Source organism: Emticicia sp. MM (assembly GCF_001649495.1).
The window spans coordinates 16,390-42,353 of sequence record NZ_LXHX01000024.1; the positions used below are offsets into that span (position 1 = coordinate 16,390).

General features: G+C 37.1%; 18 protein-coding genes. 10 read left to right on the top strand and 8 right to left on the bottom strand.

What is annotated here, in order from left to right:
• Positions 1 to 7: 7 nt before the first annotated feature.
• The 3 genes from A6M55_RS03445 to A6M55_RS03455 all read right to left on the bottom strand — a co-directional run bounded on the left by A6M55_RS03445 (position 8) and on the right by A6M55_RS03455 (position 3,861).
• Positions 8 to 1,186 carry an acetyl-CoA C-acyltransferase gene (locus A6M55_RS03445; protein ID WP_064196478.1) on the bottom strand — a complete coding sequence of 393 codons (1,179 nt, stop codon included), beginning with the start codon at positions 1,184 to 1,186 and terminating at the stop codon, positions 8 to 10.
• 30 nt (positions 1,187 to 1,216) lie between these two features.
• A complete protein-coding gene (locus tag A6M55_RS03450) occupies positions 1,217 to 2,440 on the bottom strand; it encodes a sugar MFS transporter (RefSeq protein ID WP_064196479.1) in 1,224 nt (407 codons plus the stop codon).
• A gap of 77 nt (positions 2,441 to 2,517) precedes the next feature.
• The gene (locus A6M55_RS03455) at positions 2,518 to 3,861 is read right to left on the bottom strand and encodes a Gfo/Idh/MocA family protein (RefSeq protein ID WP_064196480.1); all 1,344 of its coding nucleotides are present in this window, start codon (positions 3,859 to 3,861) and stop codon (positions 2,518 to 2,520) included.
• Positions 3,862 to 4,196: 335 nt separating this feature from the next.
• Here A6M55_RS03455 and A6M55_RS03460 point away from each other — a divergent pair, with 335 nt between their 5' ends.
• The 4 genes from A6M55_RS03460 to A6M55_RS03475 all read left to right on the top strand — a co-directional run bounded on the left by A6M55_RS03460 (position 4,197) and on the right by A6M55_RS03475 (position 7,146).
• Positions 4,197 to 4,592 carry a 6-carboxytetrahydropterin synthase gene (locus A6M55_RS03460; RefSeq protein WP_229235471.1) on the top strand — a complete coding sequence of 132 codons (396 nt, stop codon included), beginning with the start codon at positions 4,197 to 4,199 and terminating at the stop codon, positions 4,590 to 4,592.
• A complete protein-coding gene (folE, locus tag A6M55_RS03465; protein WP_064196482.1) occupies positions 4,573 to 5,253 on the top strand; it encodes a GTP cyclohydrolase I FolE in 681 nt (226 codons plus the stop codon). The genes A6M55_RS03460 and folE overlap by 20 nt, the downstream gene beginning before the upstream one ends.
• Before the next feature lie 135 nt (positions 5,254 to 5,388).
• Complete coding sequence (locus A6M55_RS03470) at positions 5,389 to 6,090, top strand: SDR family NAD(P)-dependent oxidoreductase (protein ID WP_064196483.1); 702 nt, start codon at positions 5,389 to 5,391, stop codon at positions 6,088 to 6,090.
• A gap of 126 nt (positions 6,091 to 6,216) precedes the next feature.
• Positions 6,217 to 7,146 carry an SPFH domain-containing protein gene (locus tag A6M55_RS03475; protein WP_064196484.1) on the top strand — a complete coding sequence of 310 codons (930 nt, stop codon included), beginning with the start codon at positions 6,217 to 6,219 and terminating at the stop codon, positions 7,144 to 7,146.
• A 68-nt stretch (positions 7,147 to 7,214) separates the two neighbouring features.
• On the opposite strand, the gene A6M55_RS03480 is transcribed toward A6M55_RS03475, so the two are convergent.
• Both A6M55_RS03480 and A6M55_RS03485 read right to left on the bottom strand, forming a co-directional pair.
• On the bottom strand, positions 7,215 to 7,835 hold the full coding sequence (locus tag A6M55_RS03480; RefSeq protein WP_064196485.1) for a LysE family translocator: 621 nt from the start codon (positions 7,833 to 7,835) through the stop codon (positions 7,215 to 7,217).
• A gap of 1 nt (position 7,836) precedes the next feature.
• Positions 7,837 to 8,385: an NUDIX hydrolase gene (locus tag A6M55_RS03485; protein ID WP_064196486.1), complete on the bottom strand. Its 549-nt coding sequence runs from the start codon at positions 8,383 to 8,385 to the stop codon at positions 7,837 to 7,839.
• 194 nt (positions 8,386 to 8,579) lie between these two features.
• Between A6M55_RS03485 and A6M55_RS03490 the strand changes: the two genes are divergently transcribed.
• A complete protein-coding gene (locus A6M55_RS03490; RefSeq protein WP_064196487.1) occupies positions 8,580 to 11,174 on the top strand; it encodes a glycosyl hydrolase family 95 catalytic domain-containing protein in 2,595 nt (864 codons plus the stop codon).
• A gap of 2 nt (positions 11,175 to 11,176) precedes the next feature.
• Here the strand turns inward: A6M55_RS03490 and A6M55_RS03495 are convergent, their stop codons facing one another.
• Together A6M55_RS03495 and A6M55_RS03500 are read right to left on the bottom strand one after the other, a co-directional pair.
• Positions 11,177 to 12,652 (bottom strand): DUF1501 domain-containing protein, encoded by a 1,476-nt coding sequence (locus A6M55_RS03495; RefSeq protein ID WP_064196488.1) that lies wholly within the window; start codon positions 12,650 to 12,652, stop codon positions 11,177 to 11,179.
• Positions 12,649 to 15,402: a DUF1553 domain-containing protein gene (locus A6M55_RS03500; protein ID WP_064196489.1), complete on the bottom strand. Its 2,754-nt coding sequence runs from the start codon at positions 15,400 to 15,402 to the stop codon at positions 12,649 to 12,651. Before A6M55_RS03500 ends, A6M55_RS03495 begins: the two co-directional genes overlap by 4 nt.
• Positions 15,403 to 15,555: 153 nt before the next feature.
• Here A6M55_RS03500 and A6M55_RS03505 point away from each other — a divergent pair, with 153 nt between their 5' ends.
• The 5 genes from A6M55_RS03505 (at position 15,556) to A6M55_RS03525 (ending at position 25,429) form a co-directional block, all read left to right on the top strand.
• Entirely contained in the window at positions 15,556 to 16,872 is a 1,317-nt protein-coding gene (locus A6M55_RS03505) for a Gfo/Idh/MocA family protein (protein WP_064196490.1), read from the top strand.
• 81 nt (positions 16,873 to 16,953) lie between these two features.
• Positions 16,954 to 18,495, top strand: coding sequence for a S10 family peptidase (locus tag A6M55_RS03510; protein ID WP_064196491.1), 1,542 nt, complete (start codon positions 16,954 to 16,956; stop codon positions 18,493 to 18,495).
• A gap of 235 nt (positions 18,496 to 18,730) precedes the next feature.
• On the top strand, positions 18,731 to 21,985 hold the full coding sequence (locus A6M55_RS03515; RefSeq protein ID WP_064196492.1) for a TonB-dependent receptor: 3,255 nt from the start codon (positions 18,731 to 18,733) through the stop codon (positions 21,983 to 21,985).
• A 27-nt stretch (positions 21,986 to 22,012) separates the two neighbouring features.
• Positions 22,013 to 23,776 (top strand): RagB/SusD family nutrient uptake outer membrane protein, encoded by a 1,764-nt coding sequence (locus A6M55_RS03520; RefSeq protein WP_064196493.1) that lies wholly within the window; start codon positions 22,013 to 22,015, stop codon positions 23,774 to 23,776.
• Between the two features lie 141 nt (positions 23,777 to 23,917).
• Entirely contained in the window at positions 23,918 to 25,429 is a 1,512-nt protein-coding gene (locus A6M55_RS03525; protein WP_064196494.1) for a c-type cytochrome domain-containing protein, read from the top strand.
• A 22-nt stretch (positions 25,430 to 25,451) separates the two neighbouring features.
• Here A6M55_RS03525 and A6M55_RS03530 read toward each other — a convergent pair whose 3' ends face one another.
• Positions 25,452 to 25,874 (bottom strand): FdtA/QdtA family cupin domain-containing protein, encoded by a 423-nt coding sequence (locus A6M55_RS03530; protein WP_064196495.1) that lies wholly within the window; start codon positions 25,872 to 25,874, stop codon positions 25,452 to 25,454.
• Positions 25,875 to 25,964 lie beyond the last annotated feature (90 nt).

The window sequence follows — 25,964 nt, forward strand, 5'->3', positions numbered from 1 at the left end:
ATAAATATCAAATTTTTTCTATAATAATGGCACTGGCACCGCCTCCGCCATTACAAATGGCTGCCATTCCATATTTTGCATTTTTATTTTGAAGCACGTTTACGAGCGTAGTTACGATTCTCGCACCTGAGCAGCCAAGTGGATGTCCAAGTGAAACAGCACCACCAAAAATGTTTAGTTTATCGTAGCTAATGCCAAAGTGTTTAGCAAATGCCATCGGAACTACTGCAAACGCTTCGTTTACTTCAAAATAATCAATATCTTCGATTGTCAAACCAGCTCTTTTTAGCGCTTTTTCGGCAGCTATAATTGGAGCGGTTGTAAACCATTCTGGCTCGTGTTCGCCATCGGCATACGAAATGATTTTTGCAATTGGTTTTAAGTTTTGACTTTTTATAGCTTCATCAGATGCTAAAACAAGTGCGGCAGCCCCATCATTAATTGTTGAAGCATTAGCGGCCGTAACTGTTCCCTCTTTGGTAAAGGCTGGACGTAAAGTTGGTATTTTATCAAAATTTACGTTTTTAAATTCTTCATCCTCCGAAATTACTTTTACATTTCCTTTACGATCAGTTACTTCAACTGGCGTAACTTCATTGGCAAACATTCCGCTCGCCCAAGCTTCTGCTGAGCGTTTGTATGATTGAATTGCAAAGGAATCTTGTTCTTCTCTACTTATCTCAAATTTGCTGGCAGTAGCATCAGCAAAACAGCCCATTGCCTTATTGTCATAAACATTGACCAAACCATCTTTCGCTAAACCATCAATCAATTCACCATTGCCATAGCCGTAGCCATAGCGAGCTTTTGATAGATAAAATGGAATATTTGACATACTTTCCATACCACCTGCTACCACAATATCATTTTGCCCCAACTCAATAGATTGGCTTCCTAACATGATAGATTTCATGCCAGACGCACACACTTTATTGATGGTTGTTACATTAGTTTTATTGCTCAAGCCAGCTCCAAGCGTGGCCTGACGAGCTGGTGCTTGACCAACATTTGCCTGACAAACATTGCCATAAAGCACTTCCTCGACTTGATTTGGTTCGATACCTGCTTTTTCGATGGCTGCTTTTATTGCCGTCGCACCGAGCGTTGGGGCAGAAATACTTGAAAGTGAACCGCCAAAACTGCCAATTGGCGTACGAACTGCTGAAATTATATAAGATTGTTGCACAAATATGTTGGTTTATAGAATTGATGAAAATTACCAAGTCTTCTTTTTGTAACCAAGCATAGCAAAATATAAAACAAATCCGTATAAAGGTATCATGATAGCATAAGCAGTTTGCGAACTATTCAAATAATCTGCTAAACTGCCATAAACAAGTGGTAAAATCGCACCGCCCGCAATCATCATAATTAACCAAGCTGAACCTGTTTTTGTAAATTTCCCGAGTCCATCAATGGCCAATGGCCATATCGCTGGCCACATAATGGCATTTGCCAAACCTAAAATTGCTATACAAAGCACAGACGTAAAGCCCGTAGTTACTAACGCAAATATAGTAATGATTATGCCAAAAATAGATGAAAGTTTCAACCAAGTTTGCTGAGAAACGTATTTTGGAATTAAAACTATACCCAAAACATAGCCCAACATCATTAACCATAGTGTATAAGTACCAAATTGACTCGCTTCTTCGGTCGAAAATCCTAATGAAATACCGTAACTGATGATTGAATCACCTGCGATAACCTCGACTCCAACGTAACAAAACAATGCAATTAGTCCTAAAACCAAATTCGGGAAATCAAATACACTCGTTTTATTAGTACTTTTTGAACCATCAACACTTTCTTGTTCTTCACTAACTTCGGGTAAACCTTTTGAAAGCAAAATCAAAACCGCCAAAATGATTAGCACTACGGTTAGAATCAAATAGGGTGTGATAACTTTAGCAAGTTCAGCTTTGGGTGAAATAGCGGCACCAGCCACACTTCCCGCTAAAAGTATTCCGCCAAAAACTTTTTGACTGATAATCCCCGCCGTTTTATTTGCAATTCCTAAAATACTAATTCTTTGTGCTGCACTTTCTCGTGGGCCAAGAATTGTTGCATAAGGATTTGAGGCTGTTTGTAGTAAAGTTAGTCCGATACCAATGGTGAATAATCCAGCCAAAAATAATGGGTAAGATTCAGCTTTTGCAGCTGGCACAAAAGTGAAAGTGCCGATTGCCATAATTGCCAAGCCAATCGACATACCTTTTTTGAAACCAACTTTTTTTAATACATAGGAAGACGGAATCGCCATGATTGTATATGAAATAAAGAAAGCGAAGGTTACCAAATATGAATTGGCATTACTTAGACCGAAAGCATTTTTGAAAAATGAGATGAGCGTCCCATTAACCCACGTAACGAATCCAAAGACGAAAAATAATAATCCAATTATGATTAATGGGCCAGTATAGTTTTTATTTTCTTGCATAATTTTTTAATAAATGTGTAAATATCGGATTCGTAAATCGTCATCGCAGAAGCGAACCATTTGAACAATTCATACTCTTAGTAATTATCATTCAAACCAAAGATTGGCTTATTGGTCTTCCATTTTCCACGAGTAAAATCTGGAATTTCAACTGGAGAGCTACCACGAGCAATTGAAAGTTCAGAAAGCGGACTGATTGCACTCCAAGCAGCTGCATCATAAACATCAATTGGTGGAGCAACTTTGTTTTTTACAGATTCAATAAACGCACGAAGCACAAAAAAGTCCATTCCGCCATGACCTGCATTTACCGCATCTTGTTCGAAGCGTTTCCAAAGTGGATGGTCATATTGTTTTTGATAGTCGGCAAATGGCTCCCAAGCATCATGTTTTTTAGAAACACCTTCCAAATAAATCTGATTGCCATCGTTCATCCAAATACCTTTTGTGCCTTGAGCTCTAAACCCAAGTGAGTACGGTCGTGGACTGTTTGTATCATGAATAATTACGATATTTTCACCATTGGCACATTGAATCGTGGTAGTTACAATATCGCCACATTTAAAATTAACTTTGGCATTTGGGTGGTCTTTTCCGCCATTTTCAACAATATAATTGTGCATTCCACGAGACTTTGTGGCAATTGATGTCAAGAAATCAAACTTATTTCCACGATTAATATCCATCCAATGTGCAACTGGCCCGAGTCCGTGAGTAGGGTAGAGGTCACCATTTCTATCGACCGAATGTTGTGTTCTCCAGCGTGCTTCGCTGAAACCTTTTTCTCCGAACTCAACGCCTTTTCCGTAGGCCGATTTTCCATCATTCAATTTTACAAAACGCAAATCATGTTGGTAGCCGCAATGACCGTAGAGCATTTCACCGAACATATTTTTTCGCACCATATTCAAAACCGACATAATATCACGGCGATAACAAACATTTTCGAGAATCATGCAGTGCGAACCAGTTTTTTCGTAAGTATCAACCAAATCCCAAGATTCTTGGAGTGTAACCGTTGCTGAAACTTCAACTCCTGCATATTTTCCCGCTTTCATGGCTGCAACTGCCATTGGTACGTGCCATTCCCACGGAGTTGAAATAATGATTCCGTCGAGGTCTTCTCTTTTTACATAATTTTCAAAATCACGCTCGCCTTTCATGTAGGCAATTGGCTCTTTTTTACCAAATTTTTGAAAAATTTTATTGGCTTCTGCAATTGAATTGGGGTCAATATCGCAAATTGCTGGAATCTCAACATCTGAGCGATAAAGTGCTTGTTGCAGATGCGTACGTCCACGAAGTCCGACTCCGATAAATCCGAGCCTGATTTTTTTATCCTCAGATAGATTTTTTTTCTTTACTATAAACGGAATGCTTGAGGTTGCCAAGCTGGTTGAAAGAAAATTTCGACGGTTCATATTTAGGTTGGTTTGAAGATTTTGTGATTCAAAGATAAAATAAAATATTTTTATAAATATACAGTTAATAAAAAAAATAATCTTTTTAGGTTTAAATAGATAAAAAATATTTTAATTGTGGTTATATGAAAATTAAGGTAAATATTTTTTTTGAAAAAATCTTGAACAAAATAAAAATACCACTTGTTAATATATTTGAAACTGTTTCTTTAGAACGATTTAACCACCGTTCGGTAGCCTACAAGTGTTGTACACAACCTTTGTAATGACTGTTTGGCTAACATTTTATTTACTTTTAAACTTCAATTTTGGAATATCAAAAAAAGAGAGTTGCGGTGTTACGAAAAGAACACTTCAATGCGGCTCATCGTCTTCACAACCCAGAGTGGGAGGCGGAAGAGAACGCCCGAGTTTTCGGAAAATGTAATAATCCGAACTATCACGGGCACAACTATGATTTGATTGTTCGACTGTCGGGTGAAGTTGACCCAAAGACAGGTTATGTTTTCGACACAAAGGTTTTAAGTGACTTAATCAAAAAACATGTTTTGGATAAACTTGACCACAAAAATCTAAACTTGGACGTTGAGGAATTTAAATCACTAAATCCATCAGCTGAAAACATTGCTATTGTGATTTACGATATTTTGAGAGAAAAAATATCAAATGATTATGATTTGAAAATTACACTATTTGAAACTGAACGAAATTATGTCGAATACCCAATTTAAAGAAAAAACTTTTGTGAACGAATTATTACTTGATGACCAAGACCACCCGTTTACTAAACTCGAAACACCACTTCGTGATGATGCGTTTGATTTGAACGACGATGAAAAAATTGAAATCATAGAAAAACATTTCAAAGAAATTATGCTTACGCTCGGGCTTGATCTGCAAGACGAAAGTCTTCGTGGAACGCCAAAACGTGTAGCAAAAATGTATGTTAAAGAGTTGTTTTCGGGCCTAAATCCTGAAAATGAACCTGCTATGACGCTTTTCACCAACGAATACAATTATAATGAAATGTTGGTTGAGAAAAACATTCAATTTTACTCATGTTGTGAACACCACTTTGTGCCAATCGTTGGGAAAGTTCACGTGGCTTATATTTCCAATGGAAAGGTAATTGGTTTATCGAAACTACACCGAATTGTAAATCATTTTGCCCGTCGCCCACAGGTACAGGAGCGTATGACAATTCAAATCGGAAACGCCATCAAAAATGCTTTGATGACTGACGATGTAGCCGTTTTTGTTGATGCCGACCACCAATGTGTTTCATCTCGTGGCGTAAAAGACCAAACAAGTTCAACTATTACTTCATTTTACAGCGGTGCTTTCAACAAAGAGGAAAAACGTAGCGAGTTTTTGAAGGTACTTAGTATTTAATTGATAATTGAGAATGTATAATTGAGAATGGATAATGTATAATTGAGAAGGAGCTAAACATTTTAACCAACATTCGGTTTAAAGTTATAGAGGATAAAATTATTCATTTTCAATTATTCATTATCCATTATAAAAATGTCTTTCAAAGGAAAAAATTATCTTATTGTTGGAGCAAGTTCAGGAATCGGATTTGCTCTTGCTCAGTCATTATTAGAGGCTGGAGCGAATATTTATACTGCTTCTCGTACACAACCCGATTTGCAATCTACACATATCACTTGGGATGCAGCAAGTCCTAATAATCTAGCTTTTGCTTCACTCCCTACTACAATTGATGGGCTTGCCTATTGCCCAGGAACAATTAATCTAAAGCCATTTAATAGATTTACGAGTGAAGATTTTCAGAAAGATTTTCAAATAAATGTTTTGGGGGCAGTTAATGTGATTCAAGCTGTTTTACCCAAATTAAAAGCTTCTACCAATGCTTCTGTTGTACTTTTTAGTACAGTTGCAGTTCAAACTGGTATGGGATTTCATACCTCAGTGGCAACATCAAAAGGTGCTATTGAAGGTTTAACTCGCTCATTAGCAGCCGAATACGCTTCATCAAAAATTCGGTTTAATGCTATTGCTCCATCTTTGACTGATACACCTTTGGCAAAAATGTTACTTTCTTCTCCTGAAAAAATTGATGCTTCAAACAAACGTCATCCACTCGGTAGGGTTGGAACGAGTGCCGATATTGCGGCAGCCGCTAAACTTTTGTTATCTGACGAAGGCAGTTGGATAACTGGACAAATACTTCATATTGATGGTGGAATGGGTAATTTAAAGTAGAAATTTTACCAATAAATATATTTTTTACAAATATTCCTTGTGATTTTACCATTTGTCAAGATTTTAGCTTAGGTTGCTGCTTTCATTCTACATTTGACTAAAATTTAACTAAAACCGTAAAACACAATGGTAACAATTATTTTACTCGTAGTAGCCGCAGTCATTTTATTTTTGTCAGTCGTTATTGTTCAACAAGGCAATGTTGCCGTGATAACAGTGTTCGGAAAGTACAGCCGAATCATGACTCCAGGTTTGAATTTCAAAATTCCATTTATTGAGTTTGTTTTTCGTACAATTTCAATTCAAAACCGCTCGGCAGAATTGCAGTTTCAAGCAATTACCAACGACCAAGCCAATGTTTACTTCAAGGCAATGTTGCTTTATACTGTCACCGACCAATCGGAAGAGCAGATAAAGAATGTTGCGTTTAAGTTTATTGACCAAGCAAACTTTATGCAAGCTTTGGTTCGCTCAATCGAAGGTTCGATTCGTAGTTTTGTTGCCACCAAGAAACAAGCAGAGATTTTAGGTTTAAGAAATGAAATTGTGACAGATGTGAAATCTAATCTTGACCATACATTGAACGGTTGGGGCTATCATTTGCTTGATTTACAGATAAATGACATTACGTTTGATGAAGAAATTGTAAAATCAATGTCGAGAGTGGTGGCTTCAAATAACTTAAAAGCAGCTGCCGAAAATGAAGGACAGGCTTTATTGATTACAAAAACTAAAGGTGCAGAGGCCGATGGAAATGCCATCAGAATTTCGGCTGAAGCTGAGCGTGAAGCTGCTCGTTTGCGTGGACAAGGCTTGGCTCAATTCCGTGAAGAAATTGCGAAAGGTATGGCAGTTGCTGCCGCCGAAATGGAAAAAGCTCACCTCGACCCATCAATTATTTTATTCTCATTGTGGACAGAAACCATGCGTCAAGTTGCACAAGATGGCAAAGGTAACGTAATATTTATGGATGGTTCGGTTGAAGGTTTTGATAAAACCATGAAGCAAATGATGGCTTTGAATCAAAATTCTGAAAACAAGCAAAAAGGAAAGTAAAACAAGTTTCCAACTTATGAATTTAAAAAAACGTGTGCCACAGCTAAAAGGATGTGGCACACGTTTTTTTACGAAATTACTATTTTATAAGCATCCCAAACCATTTTTAGGCCTACACCTATGAAAACCAAACCAGAAACATATTTAATATAGAGAATTGTATTTTCATTGAGTTTTGTTTTGATTCGGTCCGCAAAAATGGCAAAAGCAGATTCCACCACAAAAATCATAACTATACAAGTGCTAAAAAACAGGATTTCGTCAAGTGAATCATATTTATAGCCTTTCAAAGTTGCCGAAACGAGCATCCAAGATATAAAATTGACAGGATTGATGACATTCAGAAGAAACCCTTTTCCAAAAAAATAAAAGAATCTGGCTAATTTAAATTCTTGCATTTTAGATGGAGCTTTAGGTTTACGAAACTGCACAAATCCTAAACTTATGAGCAAAAAAGCACCAAAAACACGTGAATACAGACCGAAATTTGGAATATTTGGTAAAAATGAAGTTCCCAAGAAAGCAATGGCAACCATAATAACATCGGCAAAAACAACTCCGAGTGAGATTTTTACACCTGCTTTATAGCCATACTGAATGCTGTCTTGAATGAGGGCAAAGAAAACGCTTCCGAAACCAAAACTTAGCACCACGCCCGTTACGAAACCAAAAACTACAGCTTCAAGCATATCAAAGACCTTTTAAACGTGCAACTTTCAGAATTCCCGCCACACTCATTGAGTCGGTTATTTTATCGGCCAAAACCATTTCAAGGGCTTCTTTGAGCGAAACTTTTTTTACTTGTAGTTGCTCAGTGTCTTCGGGTTGGCTTTCTGATTGGGTTATTTCTTCGGCAAGGAAAATATAGGCAACTTCATTGCAAACCGAATTTGATGTATGAAGCTTGGAAATCAACGACCAATTTTGAGCAATTAAACCCGTTTCTTCTTTCAATTCACGTTTGGCGGTTTCCAAAACTTCTTCGCCATCGGGGCAGCCACCTTCTGGTATTTCCCAAGAATATTCATTCAGTGGAAAACGATATTGACCAACAAGCCATGTATTTCCATCTTTATCAATAGGCACAACGCCAACTGCAATATTTTTAAAATTTACAGTGCCATAAATTCCTTTTCCACCACTCGGATTGATAACATTCTGATGGACAACCTGTATCCAATTATTTTCATACTTGACTTCTGAGTCAAGTATTTTCCACGGATTTTTTTCTTCATTCATGCGGCAAAATTAAGATAAATTCATTAATGTTGAAAACTTTGTGTTGAATGGAAGTATTTGAACTTTTTTCAATTGTATTGTTTTGATACTTTTCAAAGAAATTTTAGAAATTAAGCCGATTTCTTTTGTAACTTTCATACCAATCGTAAAGTGTATTTTACCTTTATTTCTAATCATTGTTAGTTTATTTTATCATGAAAAAAGTAGTGTTTCTGATTTTGGGTGTATTTTTTTTGAATAATGCTTATTTGTTTGCTCAAAACAATGAATTGTGGTATGATAAGCCCGCTTCGGTTTGGACAGAAGCTCTGCCTTTGGGGAATGGTTATATGGGGGCAATGGTTTTCGGAAATCATGAACAAGAACATCTACAACTAAATGAGGGAACACTTTATACAGGAGACCCCAAAGGAACTTTCAAAAACATTAATGTTAGAAAGTCATTTAAGGAGGTCACCGATTTATTGAATGCTAAGAAATATCAAGAAGCTCAAGCAATTATTGCCAAAGAATGGCTCGGAAGAAATCACCAGTTATATCAACCAATGGGCGATTTATGGATTGATTTTGAGCATAAAAACAGTGACGTTTCTGATTACAAAAGAAACTTAAATTTGCCAAATGCTACCGCTACGACGACTTATAGAGTTGGTAAAACTACCTTTAAAAGAACGTTTTTTGCCAGCTACCCAGACCACGTTATTGTTATCAAATTAACTGCCGAAGGTACTGATAAAATTAATTGTACCTTGCATTTTTCGACGCCACACCAATCAACTGCAAATTTTACTTCTAAAGGAAACACGCTGACGATGCAAGGGAAAGTTGCGGGTTTTGGGTTAAGAAGAAGTTTTGAACAAGTCGAAAAATTGGGAGATCAGCATAAATACCCCGAACTTTATGATAAATCAGGCAATCGTAAGCCAGAAGTTGAAAATATGCTTTATGCCGAAAAAATCGACGGATTGGGAATGTCATTTGAGTCGGCCATCAAAACTTACAATAAAGGTGGTATAATTGTAAATAATAAGGATAAAATTGTAGTCAAAAATGCAACCGAAGTTGTTTTGATTCTTTCGGCAGCCACCAGTTTTAATGGTTTCGATAAAAGCCCAGCTTATGAAGGAAAAGACCCGAAAAAACTCGTTGAAAAGTATTTTAAGGCTATCGAAGGCCAATCTTTTGATGTTTTATATAAAAATCATCTTTTAGATTATAAAAAATTATACGACAGGGTTGAACTTCAACTGGCCGCTGAGACACCACAATCTAAATTACCAACCGATAAACGAATCGAGTTATTTACTAATGGAAAAGACCCATCTTTTCCAGCATTGTATTTTAATTATGGTCGATATTTAATGATTGCAGGTTCGAGAATAGGCGGTCAGCCACTTAATTTACAAGGAATTTGGAATGACCAGATGACTCCGCCTTGGAATGGAGCTTACACAATTAATATCAATGCTCAAATGAATTATTGGCCAGCCGAAATTACCAATTTGTCCGAGTGCCAAGAACCATTTTTTCAAGCAATCAAAGAATTGGCTATCAATGGGCATGAAACTGCTCGAAATATGTATGGTAATGAAGGTTGGGTGGCTCATCATAATACTGATATTTGGCGACATACCGAGCCAATTGATAACTGTAATTGCTCGTTTTGGCCAATAGCAGCGGGTTGGTTGACGAGTCATTTTTGGGAGAAATACTTGTATAACGGAGATAAAAAGTTTTTAAAAGAAGAAGTTTTTCCGCTTTTGAAAGGTGCGGTGCAGTTCTATGAAGGTTGGTTGGTGAAGAATGAAAATGGGTATTTGCTTACTCCAGTAGGACATTCGCCAGAACAAAACTTTTTATACGAAAATAATAAACAAGGTACATTTAGTGCTGGACCAACAATGGATATGGCCATTATTCGAGAATCAATGTCTCGGTATGTTGAAGCTTGCAAAATACTTGGAATTGAGGAGCCTTTATTGAAAATAGTGCAACAAAATTTGACTCAACTTTTGCCGTATCAAATTGGCAAGTATGGCCAGTTGCAAGAGTGGCAAGAGGATTTTGAAGATGCCGATGTGCAGCATCGCCATTTTTCTCATTTATATGCCTTTCATCCAAGTAATCAAATCAATCAATTTACACCAGAATTAACCTCGGCTGTGAAGAAAGTAATGGAACGCCGAGGCGATTTAGCCACTGGTTGGTCGATGGGATGGAAGGTGAATATTTGGGCAAGGCTTCACGATGGCGACCACGCTTTAAAGTTATTGACTAATTTGTTCAAATTAGTTAGAAGCCATACGACTCACATGGAAGGTGGGGGAACTTATCCTAATTTATTTGATGCACATCCGCCATTTCAAATTGATGGAAATTTTGGGGCAACAGCAGGAATTGCTGAAATGCTTGTGCAAAGCCACGCTGGGGAAATACACTTATTGCCAGCCCTTCCGAAAGAATGGCATACAGGTTATGTAAAAGGCTTAAAAGTTCGTGGAGGATTTGAAATTGATATGAATTGGCAAAATGGGAAATTGATAAAGGCTACTATTTACTCAAAAATAGGTGGAAATTGTCGAATCAGATCTAATGAGTCATTGATGGTCAAAAACGTCGAAACGAAGACAGCCAAAGTTGAAAATCCAAATCAGCTTTTTAACTTTGTTAAAGTCGATAGACCGATAATTAAAGATCCTTCAAAACTGTTAAAGTTTGAAGAACCAAGCGGGTTCTCAATTGATTTTGTAACTGAAAAAGGGAAAAAGTATAAAATTATAGCACAATAATCTTATAAAATCTCCCGAATTACTTTCCCAGAAACATCGGTTAATCTAAAATTTCGCCCTTGAAAAGGAAACGTGAATTGTTCATGATCAAAACCCATGACGTGCATGATGGTTGCTTGTAAATCGTGGATGTGGGTTTTTCCTTTTACGCCATAATAACCAATTTCATCGGTTTCGCCGTGCGAGTAACCCTTTTTGATGCCAGCACCAGCCATAAACATTGTGAAGGCATCAACGTGGTGATCACGGCCTTTGAGTGGGGTGTTATTATCACCTGCTCGGTTTTCCATCATGGGTGTTCTGCCAAATTCGCCTCCCCAAACAATCAAAGTTTCATCCAAAAGTCCACGTTGTTTGAGGTCTTTTATAAGTGCCGTGATTGGTTTGTCAACGTATTCGACATTTCTGCGTAAACCAATATCAACACCACTACCTTCGTCTGTACCATGATTATCCCATCGTCGGTCGAAAAGCTGTACTACTCGCACGCCTTTTTCAATTAATTTTCTGGCTAACAAACAATTATTGGCAAAACTGGCTTTGCCGACTTCCGTACCATACATTTCGTGAATGTAGGCTGGTTCGGTCGAAATATCCATTGTTTCGGGTACTTCGGCTTGCATTCGGAAGGCCATTTCGTATTGCGAAATTCGAGTGAGGGTTTCAGGGTCGCCAATTTCTTTATAAGTCAGTTCATTGATTTTATTAATAGTTTCGATTGATTTTTTGCGGAGTTCATTATCTATTGTATTCGGGTTATTGATATAAAGTACTGGGTCGCCCTTCGACCTGCATTGTACACCCTGATAAACCGAGGGCAAAAAGCCATTTCCCCACAAATATTTGCCTGCACTTGGCTCAGAACCCGACACCAAAACAACGTAGGCTGGTAAATTTTGATTCTCCGAACCTAAACCGTAAGTAATCCATGACCCTAAACTTGGGCGACCAACTCTTGCACTTCCTGTGTGCATGAAAAGTTGAGCGGGAGCATGGTTAAATTCATCGGTATGCATGGCCTTCAAGAAAGTCAAATCATCAGCTAATTCTGGTAAATGCTTAAAGTAGTCAGAAAACCAAGCCCCCGATTGTCCATGCTGCTGAAATGTTGCTTGCGGACCGAGCATTTTGGGTGTTCCCTTAATAAACGCAAAACGCTTTCCCTCCAAAAGTGATGGCGGACAAAGCTGTCCATCCAGCTTTGCCAATTCGGGTTTATAATCAAATAGTTCGAGCTGCGATGGAGCTCCCTCCATGTGCAGAAATATGATATGTTTGGCTTTGGCAGGAAAATGCGGAGGTTTTACGGCAAACGGGTTTTCTTCAACCGTTTTCTGTTCAGATTGGAAACAACCACCGAGAATCGACGAAAGTGCAATTCCGCCCAAACCTGAAGTGCATTGTTTCAGAAAATGGCGACGAGTGTTGAAAGTGGCTTGCTCAAAAAAGGCTTCTTCAAAAATAGTTTTTCTGTTCATTTTGTAAGGAATTCGTCTAAATTCAACATTGTATTTGCCGTAAGGGTGAGTGCCAGAAGCTCCGCTTTTGTACTTTTTTTCTTTCTGAAATCAATCAAAGCCTCGTTATAAAGGTTTTCGAGTAGAGTAGTTTTTGATTGACTTGGCTGTTTTTGAAAAATATGCATATAGCCCGCTCGAATTTTATCTTTAATAGTTTTTGCTTGTGAAAGTTGCATTTTTAGGGCAATATTCTGAGCCGCTGCGTAATAAACAGTATCATTGAGCGTAGTAAGTGCCTGCAACGGAGTATTCGTGCGAACCCTTCTCGAAACACAAACATTGCGTTGCGGGCTATCAAAAGTAATCATTGAAGGATAGGGATTTGTACGCCTCCAATACGTATAAATGGCTCTTCGAAATTGATTGCCACTTTTTTCTCTTCGCCAAGCTCCATCAGTTGGATTAGGTGGACGAACACTCGGCCCGTACATCGTTGGATTAAGCAAACCACTAATTGCCAATGCTTGATCACGAATTTGTTCGGACGAAAGTCTAACTCTCGGGCCACGAGCCAAAAGTAAATTTCGAGGGTCTTTCGCCTCTAATTCTTTTGAAATTAAGGAAGATTGCTGATAAGTGGCCGACATAACGATGGTTTTGAGCAAACTTTTTACTTTCCAATTATCTTCATTTACAAATTTTACAGCCAGCCAATCCAGAAGTTCGGGGTGCGTTGGCTTTGACCCCATACTTCCAAAATCTTCTAAAGATTCTAAAAGCCCTGTTCCAAATAATTGTTCCCAAAAACGATTGACAATCACTCTTGAAGTAAGCGGGTTTTGTTTGTTTACTAACCATTCCGCAAAACCGAGTCGATTTTTAGGGTAGTTTTTCATATTTGGCAGAATTGCAGGTACATCGGGCTGGACTTCGTTGCCTTTTACCATCCAATTTCCTCTAATAAAAACATGAGTTTTACGAGCTTTATTTTGTGGACGTTCGACCATAATTGGCGTTGCAATCGCATCAATCGTTGCCAATTTTTCAATCGAATCTTGCACTGGTTTTGGTAAAGTTCTGATTGGCATTTTGCTTGATTGCAGTTCCATCCAGTCGAGGTGCATTAGGTCGGTCCAGAAGTTTTTTCCTTTTCTGAACACCAAATAAATATCATGCACGCCCTTTGTTGGTTTAATTTTACCTGATGAAGTAGTATATTGATTCCATCTTGACCAACCGACATTTACTTCTTTCTCGCTGCATTTGGTTTCAACTTTGCTTATTAGTTCTCCTTCTGAGCTGCCAAGACGCATTTCTATGAACGCATTTTCTGCACCACTTTGGTAGCGATATTTCACAGCTTCAATGTTGGTTAAATCAATGTTTTCATAAACCGTATAGGCACCTTCGGTGGTTTGCATAATTTCTTTCTGATTATTCCAAAGTTCGATATGCCGACTTGTACTATCAAACGATTCAGCTTCGATGCGATAAAAGCCCAATTTTCTCAGATAATCGTTTGTTTTTTCTGCTAAAAGGGCTTTTTCTGAGTGTTTGATGTTTGAAAGATTGGTTGGAAGTTTAGTATTTATCCAATTTGTAAGACGAATTACTTCTTGTTCTTTATCTTTAGCATAAGTCTTGAAATGTGGTTTTTCATTATACAAATCTCGATCTTGGGTATTATTGAAAAAGGCCGCCAGTTTATAGAAATCTTCGTGGCGAAAAGGGTCATAAGGGTGGCTGTGACATTGCACACATGCCATTGTTGTACCTTGCCAAACTTCCATTGTTGTAGAAACTCGATCGATGATGGCCATATTTCTAAACTCTTCATCGTTTGTGCCACCTTCGTCATTGGCCATTGTATTTCTATGAAAAGCGGTAGCAATGTAGCGGTTTTCGAGTGATTCGATGCTTTCGTTGGGAGTTTTGGGAAGCAAATCACCCGCCAATTGATGAATCGTAAATTGGTCGAATGGCATATCTGCATTAAAGGAGTTGATTACCCAATCTCGGTATTTCCATATACTGCGGTCGAGGTCTTTTTCATAGCCTTTTGAGTCGGCATATCGAGCTAAATCGAGCCACATGGAGGCCCAACGCTCGCCAAAAGCAGACGACTTTAATAGCCTATCTACTTGTTTTTCGTAAGCATTTGGTGATTTATCATTGAGAAAGTCGTTAGTTTCTTGTGGTGTTGGTGGTAGACCAATCAAATCTAAACTTAATCGACGTAGTAGAGTAGGGCGGTCGGCTTCTTTTGATGGAGAAAGTCCTTCCTGTTTTAATTTTTCAAATACAAAATTATCAATTTCATTTTTAGCCCATTCTTTACCATTATTTGGGACATCAATTGATGTTTTGGGCGGAGAATATGCCCAATGATTTTCCCATTTTGCGCCTTGATTTATCCATTTTTCTATTTTCTTAATTTCTTCATTACTTAGTGGGTCTTTATCTTTTGGCATTCGTTCTTCGGGGTCGTGAGATTTGATGCGTTTCATTACTTCCGAATTTTCTGCATCGTATGGAATAATCGCAAACTTTCCTGATTTTGCTTTTGCGTAGGCTTCTTCGGGAAAAAGTAAACTAAAGTTTCCATTTTTTTTTACGCCACCGTGACAGACAATACATTTTTTATTAAAAATTGGACGAATTTCTTCATTGTAACTGATTTCATCGGAAGACCAGCGGTTATATAAATAGTAAATCGTAGAAAGTGGTAATGCGGCGATAAAAATCCATTTGAAATACGAAGCATTCATGTGTTTTTGAAAATGTATTATTTCAATGATAAATTGCACTAATATAATTATTAATTTGGAAAGTATTTTAAATTTTTTTAATAATTTTGAAGAATAAGACTTACTTAAAGTTTTTTTTGAAATTACATAGTAAAAACTCTAATCTAATTTAAAATGTCAACTAAAAATAATAATATCTCACGCCGTGATTTTATGTCCAAAGCATCGTTGGCTTTGGGAAGTTTTATGATTGTGCCTCGTCATGTACTTGGTGGAATTAACGGCACTCAATATTTAGCCCCGAGTGATGTAATCTCATTGGGTTTTATTGGTACAGGAAAACAGGGCAGAGGACTCACTACATCATTTCTTAATACAAACGAGGTAAGAATTGCTGCCATTAGTGAAGTTTATCAAGCTAAAGCTCAATTAACAATCGACCGCATCAAAACTCATTATGAGAAAAATACCCAACTCGGCAACTACGCAGAAATACCAGTCTATCAAGATTTTAGAGAATTATTAGCCAGAAAAGACATTGATGCTGTTGTGATTGCCACGCCTGACCATTGGCACGCTGCTATGTCGGTGCGAGCAGCCGAAGCAGGAAAGGATATTTACTGCGAAAAACCACTTTCATTAACTGTTCGAGAAGGGCGAGCAATGGTCAATGCAGCTCGGAAATACAAAAGAGTTTTTCAGACGGGTAGTATGCAGCGTTCTTGGCCAGAGTTTCGTCAAACTGCCGAACTAATCAGAAATGGATATATTGGAGAAGTGAAAAGCATTAAAGTGAATGTTGGAGCACCGCCAGTTGCTTATAATCTGTCGGAAGAAAAAATGCCAGATGGACTTGATTGGTCGAAATGGCTCGGGCCTAACGAACCAGTAGTGTTTAATTCAGAATTGGCTCCTCCTACCTCAAAAGATGTGTTCCCGAATTGGCGTTTATACCGAGAATTTGGTGGGGGAATGGTTTCCGATTGGGGAGCTCACATGTTTGATATTGTGCAGTGGTCACTTGGCATGGACGAGAGTGGCCCTGTGGAAGTATTCGCTCCCGATGGAAAAGATATTAAATTTCTTACTTTTAAATATGAAAACGGTATTACGATGACCCACGAAAAATGGGATTGGAATAATGCCATTCATTTTATGGGAACTGAGGGGGAAATAAAAGTTCAGCGAAAGAAAATCGAAACTACGCCAGTTTCTTTGAAAGATAAAATAATTGGAGAAACCGAAAAACACGTTTACAAGTCAGATAATCATTATAAAGATTTCTTAGATGCGATGAGAAATCGGAATAAACCTATTTGTGATGTTGAGGTTGGGCACCGTACTGCCTCGGTTTGTAATATTGGAAATATTGCCTATCGTCTGAACCGTTCGTTAAAATGGAATCCCAAAAAAGAAGTATTCATTGATGATAAAGAAGCAAATTTGTTGCTTGGACGACCAATGAATAAAGAATGGGGTATTAAAATTTAAAATTATTAAATATATTTGAAGTCGCTTTGTAAAAATGTAAAGTGACTTCATCTTTTTACTTCAATTAACAAACCTCAACCAATGAAAATTAAATTTTTACCTTTATTTTTTCTGAGTTTTTGTGCTTTTTCACAGAATCAAGGTGCAAAAACGCCAACTACTCCAGCTTCAACTTCTACTCCTAAAGAAGAGAAATCATCTTCTTTGACAATTCCCTTCAACCCGGATTCGTATGTAACCACCGAACACATCACGACAATCAAAGGTCAGAAAGTACCATTTCAGGCAATGACAGGCACAATGCCAGTTTGGGATGAAGAAGGCAAAGCAATTGCAGGATTGTTTTACACGTATTATGAGCGTTCTGACGTAAAGGATAGAGCAAATCGCCCCTTGGTTATTTCGTTCAATGGAGGCCCAGGGTCTGCTTCTGTTTGGATGCACATTGCTTACACTGGCCCACATTTGCTTAATATTGACGATGAGGGTTATCCACTTCAACCTTATGGAATCAAAGAAAATCCTTATTCGATTCTGGATATTGCTGACATTGTTTTCGTAAACCCTGTTAATACTGGCTATTCTCGTCCGACCAGCAAAGATATTCCAACTTCAAAATTTTTTGGAGTAAATGCTGATATTAAGTATTTAGCCGATTGGATTAATACTTTTGTAACTCGTACTAATCGTTGGGCTTCACCGAAATATTTGATTGGTGAAAGTTATGGTACAACTCGTGTTTCGGGCTTGGCTTTACAATTACAAAATGCTCAGTGGATGTATCTGAATGGTGTAATATTAGTTTCACCAACCACACTTGGTATTGAGCGTGGAGCTGCCTCGGGTGCAGCTTTAAAATTGCCTTATTTTGCAGCAACAGCATGGTATCATAAAATGTTACCCGCCGATTTGCAAAAGAAAGATTTAACTCAAATGCTTCCCGAAGTGGAAAACTTTACCGTAAATGAACTTTTACCAGCAATTAGTAAAGGTGGTTTTTTAGAAGAATCAAAAAGAAAGGAAATTGCCGCTAAAATGGCGAGGTATTCAGGTTTGTCTGAAAAAGTGATTTTACAGCAAAATTTAGATATTCCGCTCGAATTTTTTTGGAAAGAATTATTGCGAGACAAAGGATTCACAGTTGGTCGTCTTGATTCAAGATATAAAGGTATTGATAAAAAAGAGTCGGGTGATAAACCAGATTTTAATTCTGAACTTACTTCGTGGCTTCATTCATTTACACCTGCCATCAATATTTATTTAAGAAATGATTTGAATTATAAAACCGATCTCAAATATTATATGTTCGGCCCGACCAGTCCGTGGGATAGAACTGGCGATAATACAGGAGAAAACCTTCGCCAAGCAATGGCACAAAATCCAAATCTGCATGTCATGGTGCAATCTGGCTATTATGATGGGGCTTGTGATTACTTCAACGCACAATATAATATGTGGCAAATGGATCCAAGTGGCAAACTTAAAGACCGAATGTCGTGGAAAGGTTATAGAAGCGGCCACATGATGTACTTGCGTCGTGAAGATTTACAAACTTCAAATGAAGATATTCGTGAGTTTATTAAGAAGTCACTACCGAAGCCGAATCAGCCAGCTAAGTATTAAAACTTTAGAATATATTTTGAGATAGCTAACGGCTATGGTTGAAGACCATAGCCGTTTTTTTTCACTTATTAAAATAATATTTATTAAAGTAAATTTAATATAAAAAGCTTTTTTTGCCTTAAAAATGAAGAATTTGTTATTGTTTTTATTTTTTTTTAATAAAGTTTAGATATTGAAATTATAATATTTTATATTTGAAACTTAACATTTTAAACCTAATCTTTTATATCTATTTATGAAACACTCATACCCCATTCCAATCAGGGCAAGGGCTTTGATGCTTTTACTTTTCTTCACAAGCTCATTGGTTTTCGCTCAAAAAAAAATCTCAGGTAAAGTTACAGATGCTGAAAGTGGTATTGGCTTACCTGGAGCCACAATTCAAGTAAAAGGCACTAATAAAGGTACATCTTCAGATGCTAACGGTGCTTTTTCTTTGGATGTCCCATCGGGTTCTACAATTGTTATTTCTTCTATCGGTTATTTAGTTGTGGAAGAAGTAGTTGGTAATCGTTCAGTGATTGAAGTTGCGATGCAGTCAGATGCAAAAGCATTAAGCGAAGTAGTTGTTACAGGGTATGCAACACAACGCAAGAAAGACATTACTGGTGCTGTAACTGTTGTTGGTGCGAAAGAATTGACGGCTGTACCAGCAGCAAGTGTCACCCAAATGTTGCAAGGTCGTGCAGCTGGTGTGACTGTCGGAAATGATAATTCACCTGGAGGTGGAACGATGGTTCGTGTACGTGGTTTTGGTTCAATTAATAATAATAGTCCGCTTTATATTATTGATGGCACACCTACTCAAGGCTCTCTCAACCAAATAAATCCAAATGATATTGAAACGATGCAAGTATTGAAAGATGCTTCTGCTGCTTCAATTTACGGTGCTCGTGCGGCCAACGGTGTTGTTATCATTACAACCAAAAAAGGCTCTTCGGGTGAACCAAAAATTACGTTTGATATGTACACGGGTACACAACGTGTGGGTAGAACGCTTGATTTATTGAATACAAAAGAGCTTGGCGAATTGTATTATCAATCAGAAATTGGTGCGGGTAAGACCCCAGGTACTTCTCCATCTGCACAGTATAAGTTTTCTCCAACTGGCGAGCAAACAATAGCAGATTATATTTATCCAAATGTTTATGGTGCATTGCCAGCAAACTATACCTATACTAATGATATTGCTGACCCAAATCTTGGAAGAACAGCATTTAATATCACAAAAGCTAACAAAGAAGGTACAGACTGGCAAAATGTAATTTTCGGACCAGCCAAAATCTCAAATTATCAATTAGGAGCAACGGGTGGTTCAAAAAATGGCAAATATGCCATCTCAGGAAGTTATTTCGACCAAGACGGTATCTTGAAATATACAGGTTATAAGCGTTATTCGGTAAGAGCAAATACAGAATTCACTAAAAATCGTTTGACTTTTGGCGAAAACTTTACAGTATCTTATGATGAAAGAGTCGGTGTACCAAACGGAAATCAAAATGAAAGTAATCCGATTTCATTTGCCATTCGTATCCAACCAATTATTCCTGTTTTTGATATTACGGGTGGTCCAGTAGCGTTAGGTGGAACAAATACATCAAACTTAAATGGTTTTGCAGGAAGTCGTGGCTCAAACCTCGGAAACGCACCTAATCCATTAGCGAGACAATGGCGTGAAAAAGATAATATTATTAAAGGAACACACATTTTTGGTAACGTGTTTGCCGAATTGGCAATCTTGAAGGATTTGAAATTCCGTACAAGTTTGGGTGTTGAGTTTAATAACTACAACTTTTCACAGTATTTCAATCGTGATATTGAAGCTGCTGAGCCACGTAATGCCAATAGTTTAACAGTATCAAACAATTTTGATCGTGCAATTACTTGGTTTAATACTTTAAATTATTCAAAGAAAATCGGCAATCACGATTTCAATGTTTTACTCGGAACGGAAGCCGTGCAAACTTATGCAGTAGGCTTTAGTGCTTCACGTAGTAATTTTGCTTTTGATGATGAATCGTATCGCTACCTAAACTTAGGTTCTGCTGCTGGTTTATCAAATGCTGGTGCTGGTGCAACTCCGAGTGCATTATTTTCAACATTTGGCAAAGTTAATTACTCTTTCAAAGATTTCTTGTTAGCTGACTTTACGATGCGTCGTGATGGTTCTTCTCGTTTCTCTCAATCTTATCGATATGGAGTGTTCCCAGCATTTTCAGTTGGTTTACGTATGACTGAGTTTGATTTCATGAAGAAACTTACTTTCTTAGATGATTTGAAAATTCGTGGAGGTTGGGGTAAAACTGGTAATCAGTTGATTCCGAACGTATTCAATGCTTACACGCTTTATATTCCAGACCCATTAAACAATGCTTATGATATTTCAGGTTCAGGTAATTCGATTGCTAACGGATTTGACTTAGCTCAGTTTGGTAATCCAAATGGTCGTTGGGAAACTAATACTTCAACTAATATTGGTATTGATGCCACTTTGCTTAAAAGTAAATTAGAAGTAATCGTTGATTTATATTCACGCCTTACCTCAAATATGCTTACGCAAGTGCCAATTCCAAGAACCGCAGGTACAGGTTCAATTCCTTATGTAAATATCGGTGAAGTGAGTAATAAAGGTGTGGATGTAAACATTACATACCGTGATAAAATAGGTCAATTGAGATACTCAGTAAGTGGAATGATAAGTCATTACAAGAATAATGTAGAGAAATTGAACGATGACCCTAATGCATCAATCTTTGGCTTTACAACTCGTCTCCCTGCGATTTCATTGACAAGAGCTGGTTTACCAATTTCGAGTTTCTATGGATACCAAATTGATGGTGTAATTAAAGATGATGCAGAAGCTGCTGCTGCACCAAAATTTGGTTCATACACAAGAGCGGGTGTTTTCAAGTTTGTTGACCAAAATGGTGACAATGTAATTACTGCGGCTGACAAAACAATCATCGGAAACCCTCATCCTGATTTTACCTATGGTTTGAATATCAATTTAGGTTATAAAAACTGGGATTTAGCAATTTTTGCACAAGGATCACAAGGAAATGAAATCTTTAACTATCAAAAATTCTGGACTGACTTTAATACTTTCCAAGGAAACCGTTCGGCTGATATGTTATATAAATCTTGGAAAAAACCAGGAGATGATGCATTATTACCACGTTTAAATTCGCAAGATGGTACAAGTCAGCAAATTTCATCTTACTTTGTTGAAGATGGCTCATACATGCGTATCAAAAATATTCAATTGACTTATAATTTCCCAGCAACTTGGGTGCAAAAAATCAAGTTGAGTACTGCACAAATCTATATTCAAGGACAAAACCTTTTCACTTTCACAAAATACAAAGGTCTTGACCCAGATATTAACTTAAGAGCCTCTGGAAATGATAACCAAGATACGCACATGGGTATTGATGAAGGTGCATTCCCAGTTGCAAAATCTTATAACGTTGGTGTAAGAATTGGATTTTAATTTGACAAACATTTTTAAAGAAATACAATGAAAAAATTATTAATAATAGGTTTGATTGGAATAAGCGTATCTTGTTCGGAATCATTCTTTGATATTCAACCGCAAGGTGCTGCCTCATTGGCATCACTTAGCAATAAAAATGGCGTTAACTCTGTATTGATAGGAGCTTACTCACTTTTGGATGGTGTAGGTGCTGGTAATACTGGCCGTCAATCAACTATCTCAAACTATGTATTTGGAGGAATTACCAGTGGAGATGCCGTAAAAGGAACTGACATCGGTGACCAGCCAGAACAAGAATACATTGAGCAGTTCAACTGGCTTTCAGATAACACTTATTTCTTAGGAAAGTGGCAACATTCTTATGATGGTGTTGCACGTGCAAACGAAGCAATTCAGTTGGTGGGTAGTCCAGATGTGAAAGACATGACTGAGGCAGAAAAAACTCAAGTTATTGCAGAATCTCGTTTCCTACGTGGTCACTATCATTTTGAGGCAAAAAAAATGTGGAATATGGTGCCTTATATTGATGATAAAACATATAATGCGGCTGACCCTAATTCTACAAAAATTCCAAATGACCAAGATATTTGGCCTAAAATCGAAGCTGATTTTCAGTTTGCAGCAGATAATTTACCTGCTACTCAAGCACAAAAGGGTAGAGCTACCAAATGGGCTGCGAAAACCTATTTAGCAAAAGCTTTGATTTTCCAAAAGAAATGGGCTGCAGCTAAAGCATTATTAGAAGATGTTTACAAAAATTCAGGTAAGAAACTCGCACCGAATTACCATGATAATTATCGTAACATTACTAATAACAATATTGAATCAATTTTTGAAGTACAGTTTTCGGTAAATGATGGAACAAATGGTAATAACGGAAATGCTGGTGATAACCTAAACTGGCCATATTCGGCTGGTGCTCCAGGTCGTGGATGTTGCGGCTTTTATCTTCCATCACAAAACCTCGTGAATGCTTTCAAAACCGATAAAGATGGTTTGCCACTTATTGGTTCATCTCCAGATGGTACGGCTGATACCTATAACCAAGTTGACTTACCTAACGACCAAGGTCTGAAGTCAGACCAAGCATTCACACTCGATAAAACTGTCCCTGTTGATCCTCGTCTTGACTGGACAGTTGGCCGTCGTGGAGTAAACTTCCTTGATTGGGGGCCGATGCCTGGCTATGTTTGGATTAGAAATCAAAACTATTCTGGACCATATACAGGTAAAAAATGGATGTATTATTTGGCAGATGAAGGAAGTTCGACGCACTCAACTTCAAAACGTAACGTAAATAATAACTACCGTTTACTGAAAATGTCTTCTGTAATTCTTTGGTTGGCAGAATGTGAAACTGAATTAGGTAATTTACAAGCTGCCGAAGATTACGTGAATTTAGTTCGTAATCGTGCAAAAACAGGTTCTGTACAAGATGCTTCCATCAATTATGTAGTAAATCCTTACCCGAAAGGTACTTTTTTAGGTAAAGGAGCAGATTATGCACGCAATGCAATACGCATGGAAAATCGCTTAGAATTTGCTATGGAAGGCCACCGTTTCTTTGATTTAGTACGTTGGGGAATCGCAGAGAAGTATCTTAATAAATACTTAGCTGAAGAATCTATCGATGGTAAAGATTTGACTGGCAGAACTTACAATAAGCGTGGATACTTAAAAGGTAAAACCTTTACAGCCAAAAATGCATATTTCCCATTACCAAATGACGAAATCTTGAATAGTCAGAAAAATGGTCAACCAACTTTAAAACAAAATCAAGGTTATTAATTTTTGATTAGCTTCGTTACAAAATTGCCAAAATACAGCTGTGTTTTGGCAATTTTTTTTAATCTACCATTATCTAAATTGTTTACTGTCATAAGTTTATTTATTTTTGAATAATCAATCTTCTATTCAACCTTACACATTATGATTTTTGCTTCTGTTGCAGAGTGGATGTCTTTTTTTGGTAGATTCCACCCCTTGGCTGTGCATCTTCCTATTGGCTTTTTAGTCCTAATTGTGATATTTGAACTTTTAAATAAATTTCAAAAAAATCAAGTCCCTCCCGAAGTTATTACTATTGCTCTTTTAGTAACTGCTATCAGTGCGTCAAGTGCTTGTTTGTTGGGGTATTTTCTCTCACTCGAAGGCGGCTACAATGAAGAGATATTAGGAGAACATCAATCACAAGGGATTGGATTGGCAATCATTAGTTGGATTTTATGGATAACTCATTCTAAATGGTTTCTTTCAAAAATTAGTTTTGCGAAGTACTTTTATTTACCATTACTTAGCTTTTCGGTTTTACTCATGATAATTACTGGGCATCATGGTGGAAATCTCACTCATGGTGAAACATATTTGACCGAAAACACACCAAATCCATTAAGAAAATGGATGAATTTGCCAGAAAAAGAAATAAAAATAGATGTGAATCAAGTTGAAAACAAAATAGCAAATATCAATGAGGCATTTGTTTACGAAGATATTGTTAAGCCTATTTTCAAACAAAAGTGTGAACAATGTCATAATGCCAGTAAAATGAAAGGAAATTTGCGTATGGATGAAATTTCTTTACTGCAAAAAGGTGGAAAACATGGTGTAATTTTTAAAGCTAATAGCGTAGAGGAAAGTGAATTTTTGAAGCGTATTTTACTACCAGAGTCAGAAGAAGAACACATGCCACCGAAAGGTAAAAGTCAAATTACTGAGCAAGAATTAATTATTTTAAAATGGTGGGTTCAACAAGGAGCTTCTTTTGATAAGAAAGTCTCTCAATTAGTACAATCAGATGAAATAAAGCCAATATTAATTTCGATGGGAGGTGCTTCAAATGTATCTAATCAAGTGATGCAGGATAGATTTGTGATAGAAGAAAGTATTTTATCAAGAAATGTTGGCGAAGTTAAGCAATCCGATATTGAAAAAATAAAAAAAATAGGAGGTTTAATTTTGCCATTATCTAAAGATAATAATTATGTAGAATTAACATTCTTGAATAACCCTAAGTTTTCAGATGATGACTCGCCCTTGATAAGTATTTCGCCTGAACAGACTTTATGGTTAAAACTATCGAATACTCAGATTACCGATAAGTCATGCAGCGAAATTTCAAAATTGACTAATCTGACAAGATTACACCTCGAAAACACAAAGATTACAGATAATGCCTTGATTTCTCTTGGGGGGCTTCAAAATTTAGAATATTTGAACCTAACCAATACCGCCATTTCTGATAATGGTATTTCGGCACTTGTTAAGCTAAAAAATTTAAAAAAGATATATCTCTGGAAAAGCAAGGTTACGTTGGTCGGCGTTGAAAATCTAAAAAAGAAAATGCCAAAGCTTTCGGTGGAAATTGGATTAAGCGAACAGCAAATGGACGAGCTGTCAAAGCAAAAAGTAAACGAAAAAAGTGATGATGTTTACAAAAAGTAGCAAAAAAAAGGATTGACGTTCGTCAATCCTTTTTTTTGCTACTTTTGATTATTTGGTATGATTTTTCTTCATTTAAACTATCACTATAACTTGGGTAGATATAATCTTCGGGGTCATAATTTTCATTAGAAACGACTAATACAATTGCATTATCAGAAAAGTTTTCTAAAGTATGCCAATCTTGTGGTTCAAGTATTAAAACTTTGTTAGGCTCATCCAGTCCGAAAACCATTTTTTTATCAGGAGTTTCCACATAAATATCGCATGAGCCTTGCAAACACATTAAAGCTTGCCAAGCCTTTATGTGTCTATGTCCTCCTCTTGTTTCACCATCAGCGTTAGTTATGTAAAAAATACGCTTTAATGAACCAGGCAAAATGTTTTCAAAAACTGTTAAATCTCCTCTGTTACTTGAGTGAACAGGCAGAGTAAAAATTTTAGGCATGGTGGCTATTAAAGTTTGTACGTATATACTTTCGTACTATTAGTTTGTTGATTCAAATGTAAACATAGTAAAATCTTGTCTGAAATCACA

Coding starts and splice junctions, on each gene's coding strand:
- A6M55_RS03450 (WP_064196479.1), bottom strand. CDS start 2,440: ATGCAAGAAAATAAAAACTATACTGGCCCATTAATCATAATTGGATTA.
- A6M55_RS03455 (WP_064196480.1), bottom strand. CDS start 3,861: ATGAACCGTCGAAATTTTCTTTCAACCAGCTTGGCAACCTCAAGCATT.
- folE (WP_064196482.1), top strand. CDS start 4,573: ATGTCGAATACCCAATTTAAAGAAAAAACTTTTGTGAACGAATTATTA.
- A6M55_RS03470 (WP_064196483.1), top strand. CDS start 5,389: ATGTCTTTCAAAGGAAAAAATTATCTTATTGTTGGAGCAAGTTCAGGA.
- A6M55_RS03475 (WP_064196484.1), top strand. CDS start 6,217: ATGGTAACAATTATTTTACTCGTAGTAGCCGCAGTCATTTTATTTTTG.
- A6M55_RS03480 (WP_064196485.1), bottom strand. CDS start 7,835: ATGCTTGAAGCTGTAGTTTTTGGTTTCGTAACGGGCGTGGTGCTAAGT.
- A6M55_RS03485 (WP_064196486.1), bottom strand. CDS start 8,385: ATGAATGAAGAAAAAAATCCGTGGAAAATACTTGACTCAGAAGTCAAG.
- A6M55_RS03490 (WP_064196487.1), top strand. CDS start 8,580: ATGAAAAAAGTAGTGTTTCTGATTTTGGGTGTATTTTTTTTGAATAAT.
- A6M55_RS03495 (WP_064196488.1), bottom strand. CDS start 12,652: ATGAACAGAAAAACTATTTTTGAAGAAGCCTTTTTTGAGCAAGCCACT.
- A6M55_RS03500 (WP_064196489.1), bottom strand. CDS start 15,402: ATGAATGCTTCGTATTTCAAATGGATTTTTATCGCCGCATTACCACTT.
- A6M55_RS03505 (WP_064196490.1), top strand. CDS start 15,556: ATGTCAACTAAAAATAATAATATCTCACGCCGTGATTTTATGTCCAAA.
- A6M55_RS03510 (WP_064196491.1), top strand. CDS start 16,954: ATGAAAATTAAATTTTTACCTTTATTTTTTCTGAGTTTTTGTGCTTTT.
- A6M55_RS03515 (WP_064196492.1), top strand. CDS start 18,731: ATGAAACACTCATACCCCATTCCAATCAGGGCAAGGGCTTTGATGCTT.
- A6M55_RS03520 (WP_064196493.1), top strand. CDS start 22,013: ATGAAAAAATTATTAATAATAGGTTTGATTGGAATAAGCGTATCTTGT.
- A6M55_RS03525 (WP_064196494.1), top strand. CDS start 23,918: ATGATTTTTGCTTCTGTTGCAGAGTGGATGTCTTTTTTTGGTAGATTC.
- A6M55_RS03530 (WP_064196495.1), bottom strand. CDS start 25,874: ATGCCTAAAATTTTTACTCTGCCTGTTCACTCAAGTAACAGAGGAGAT.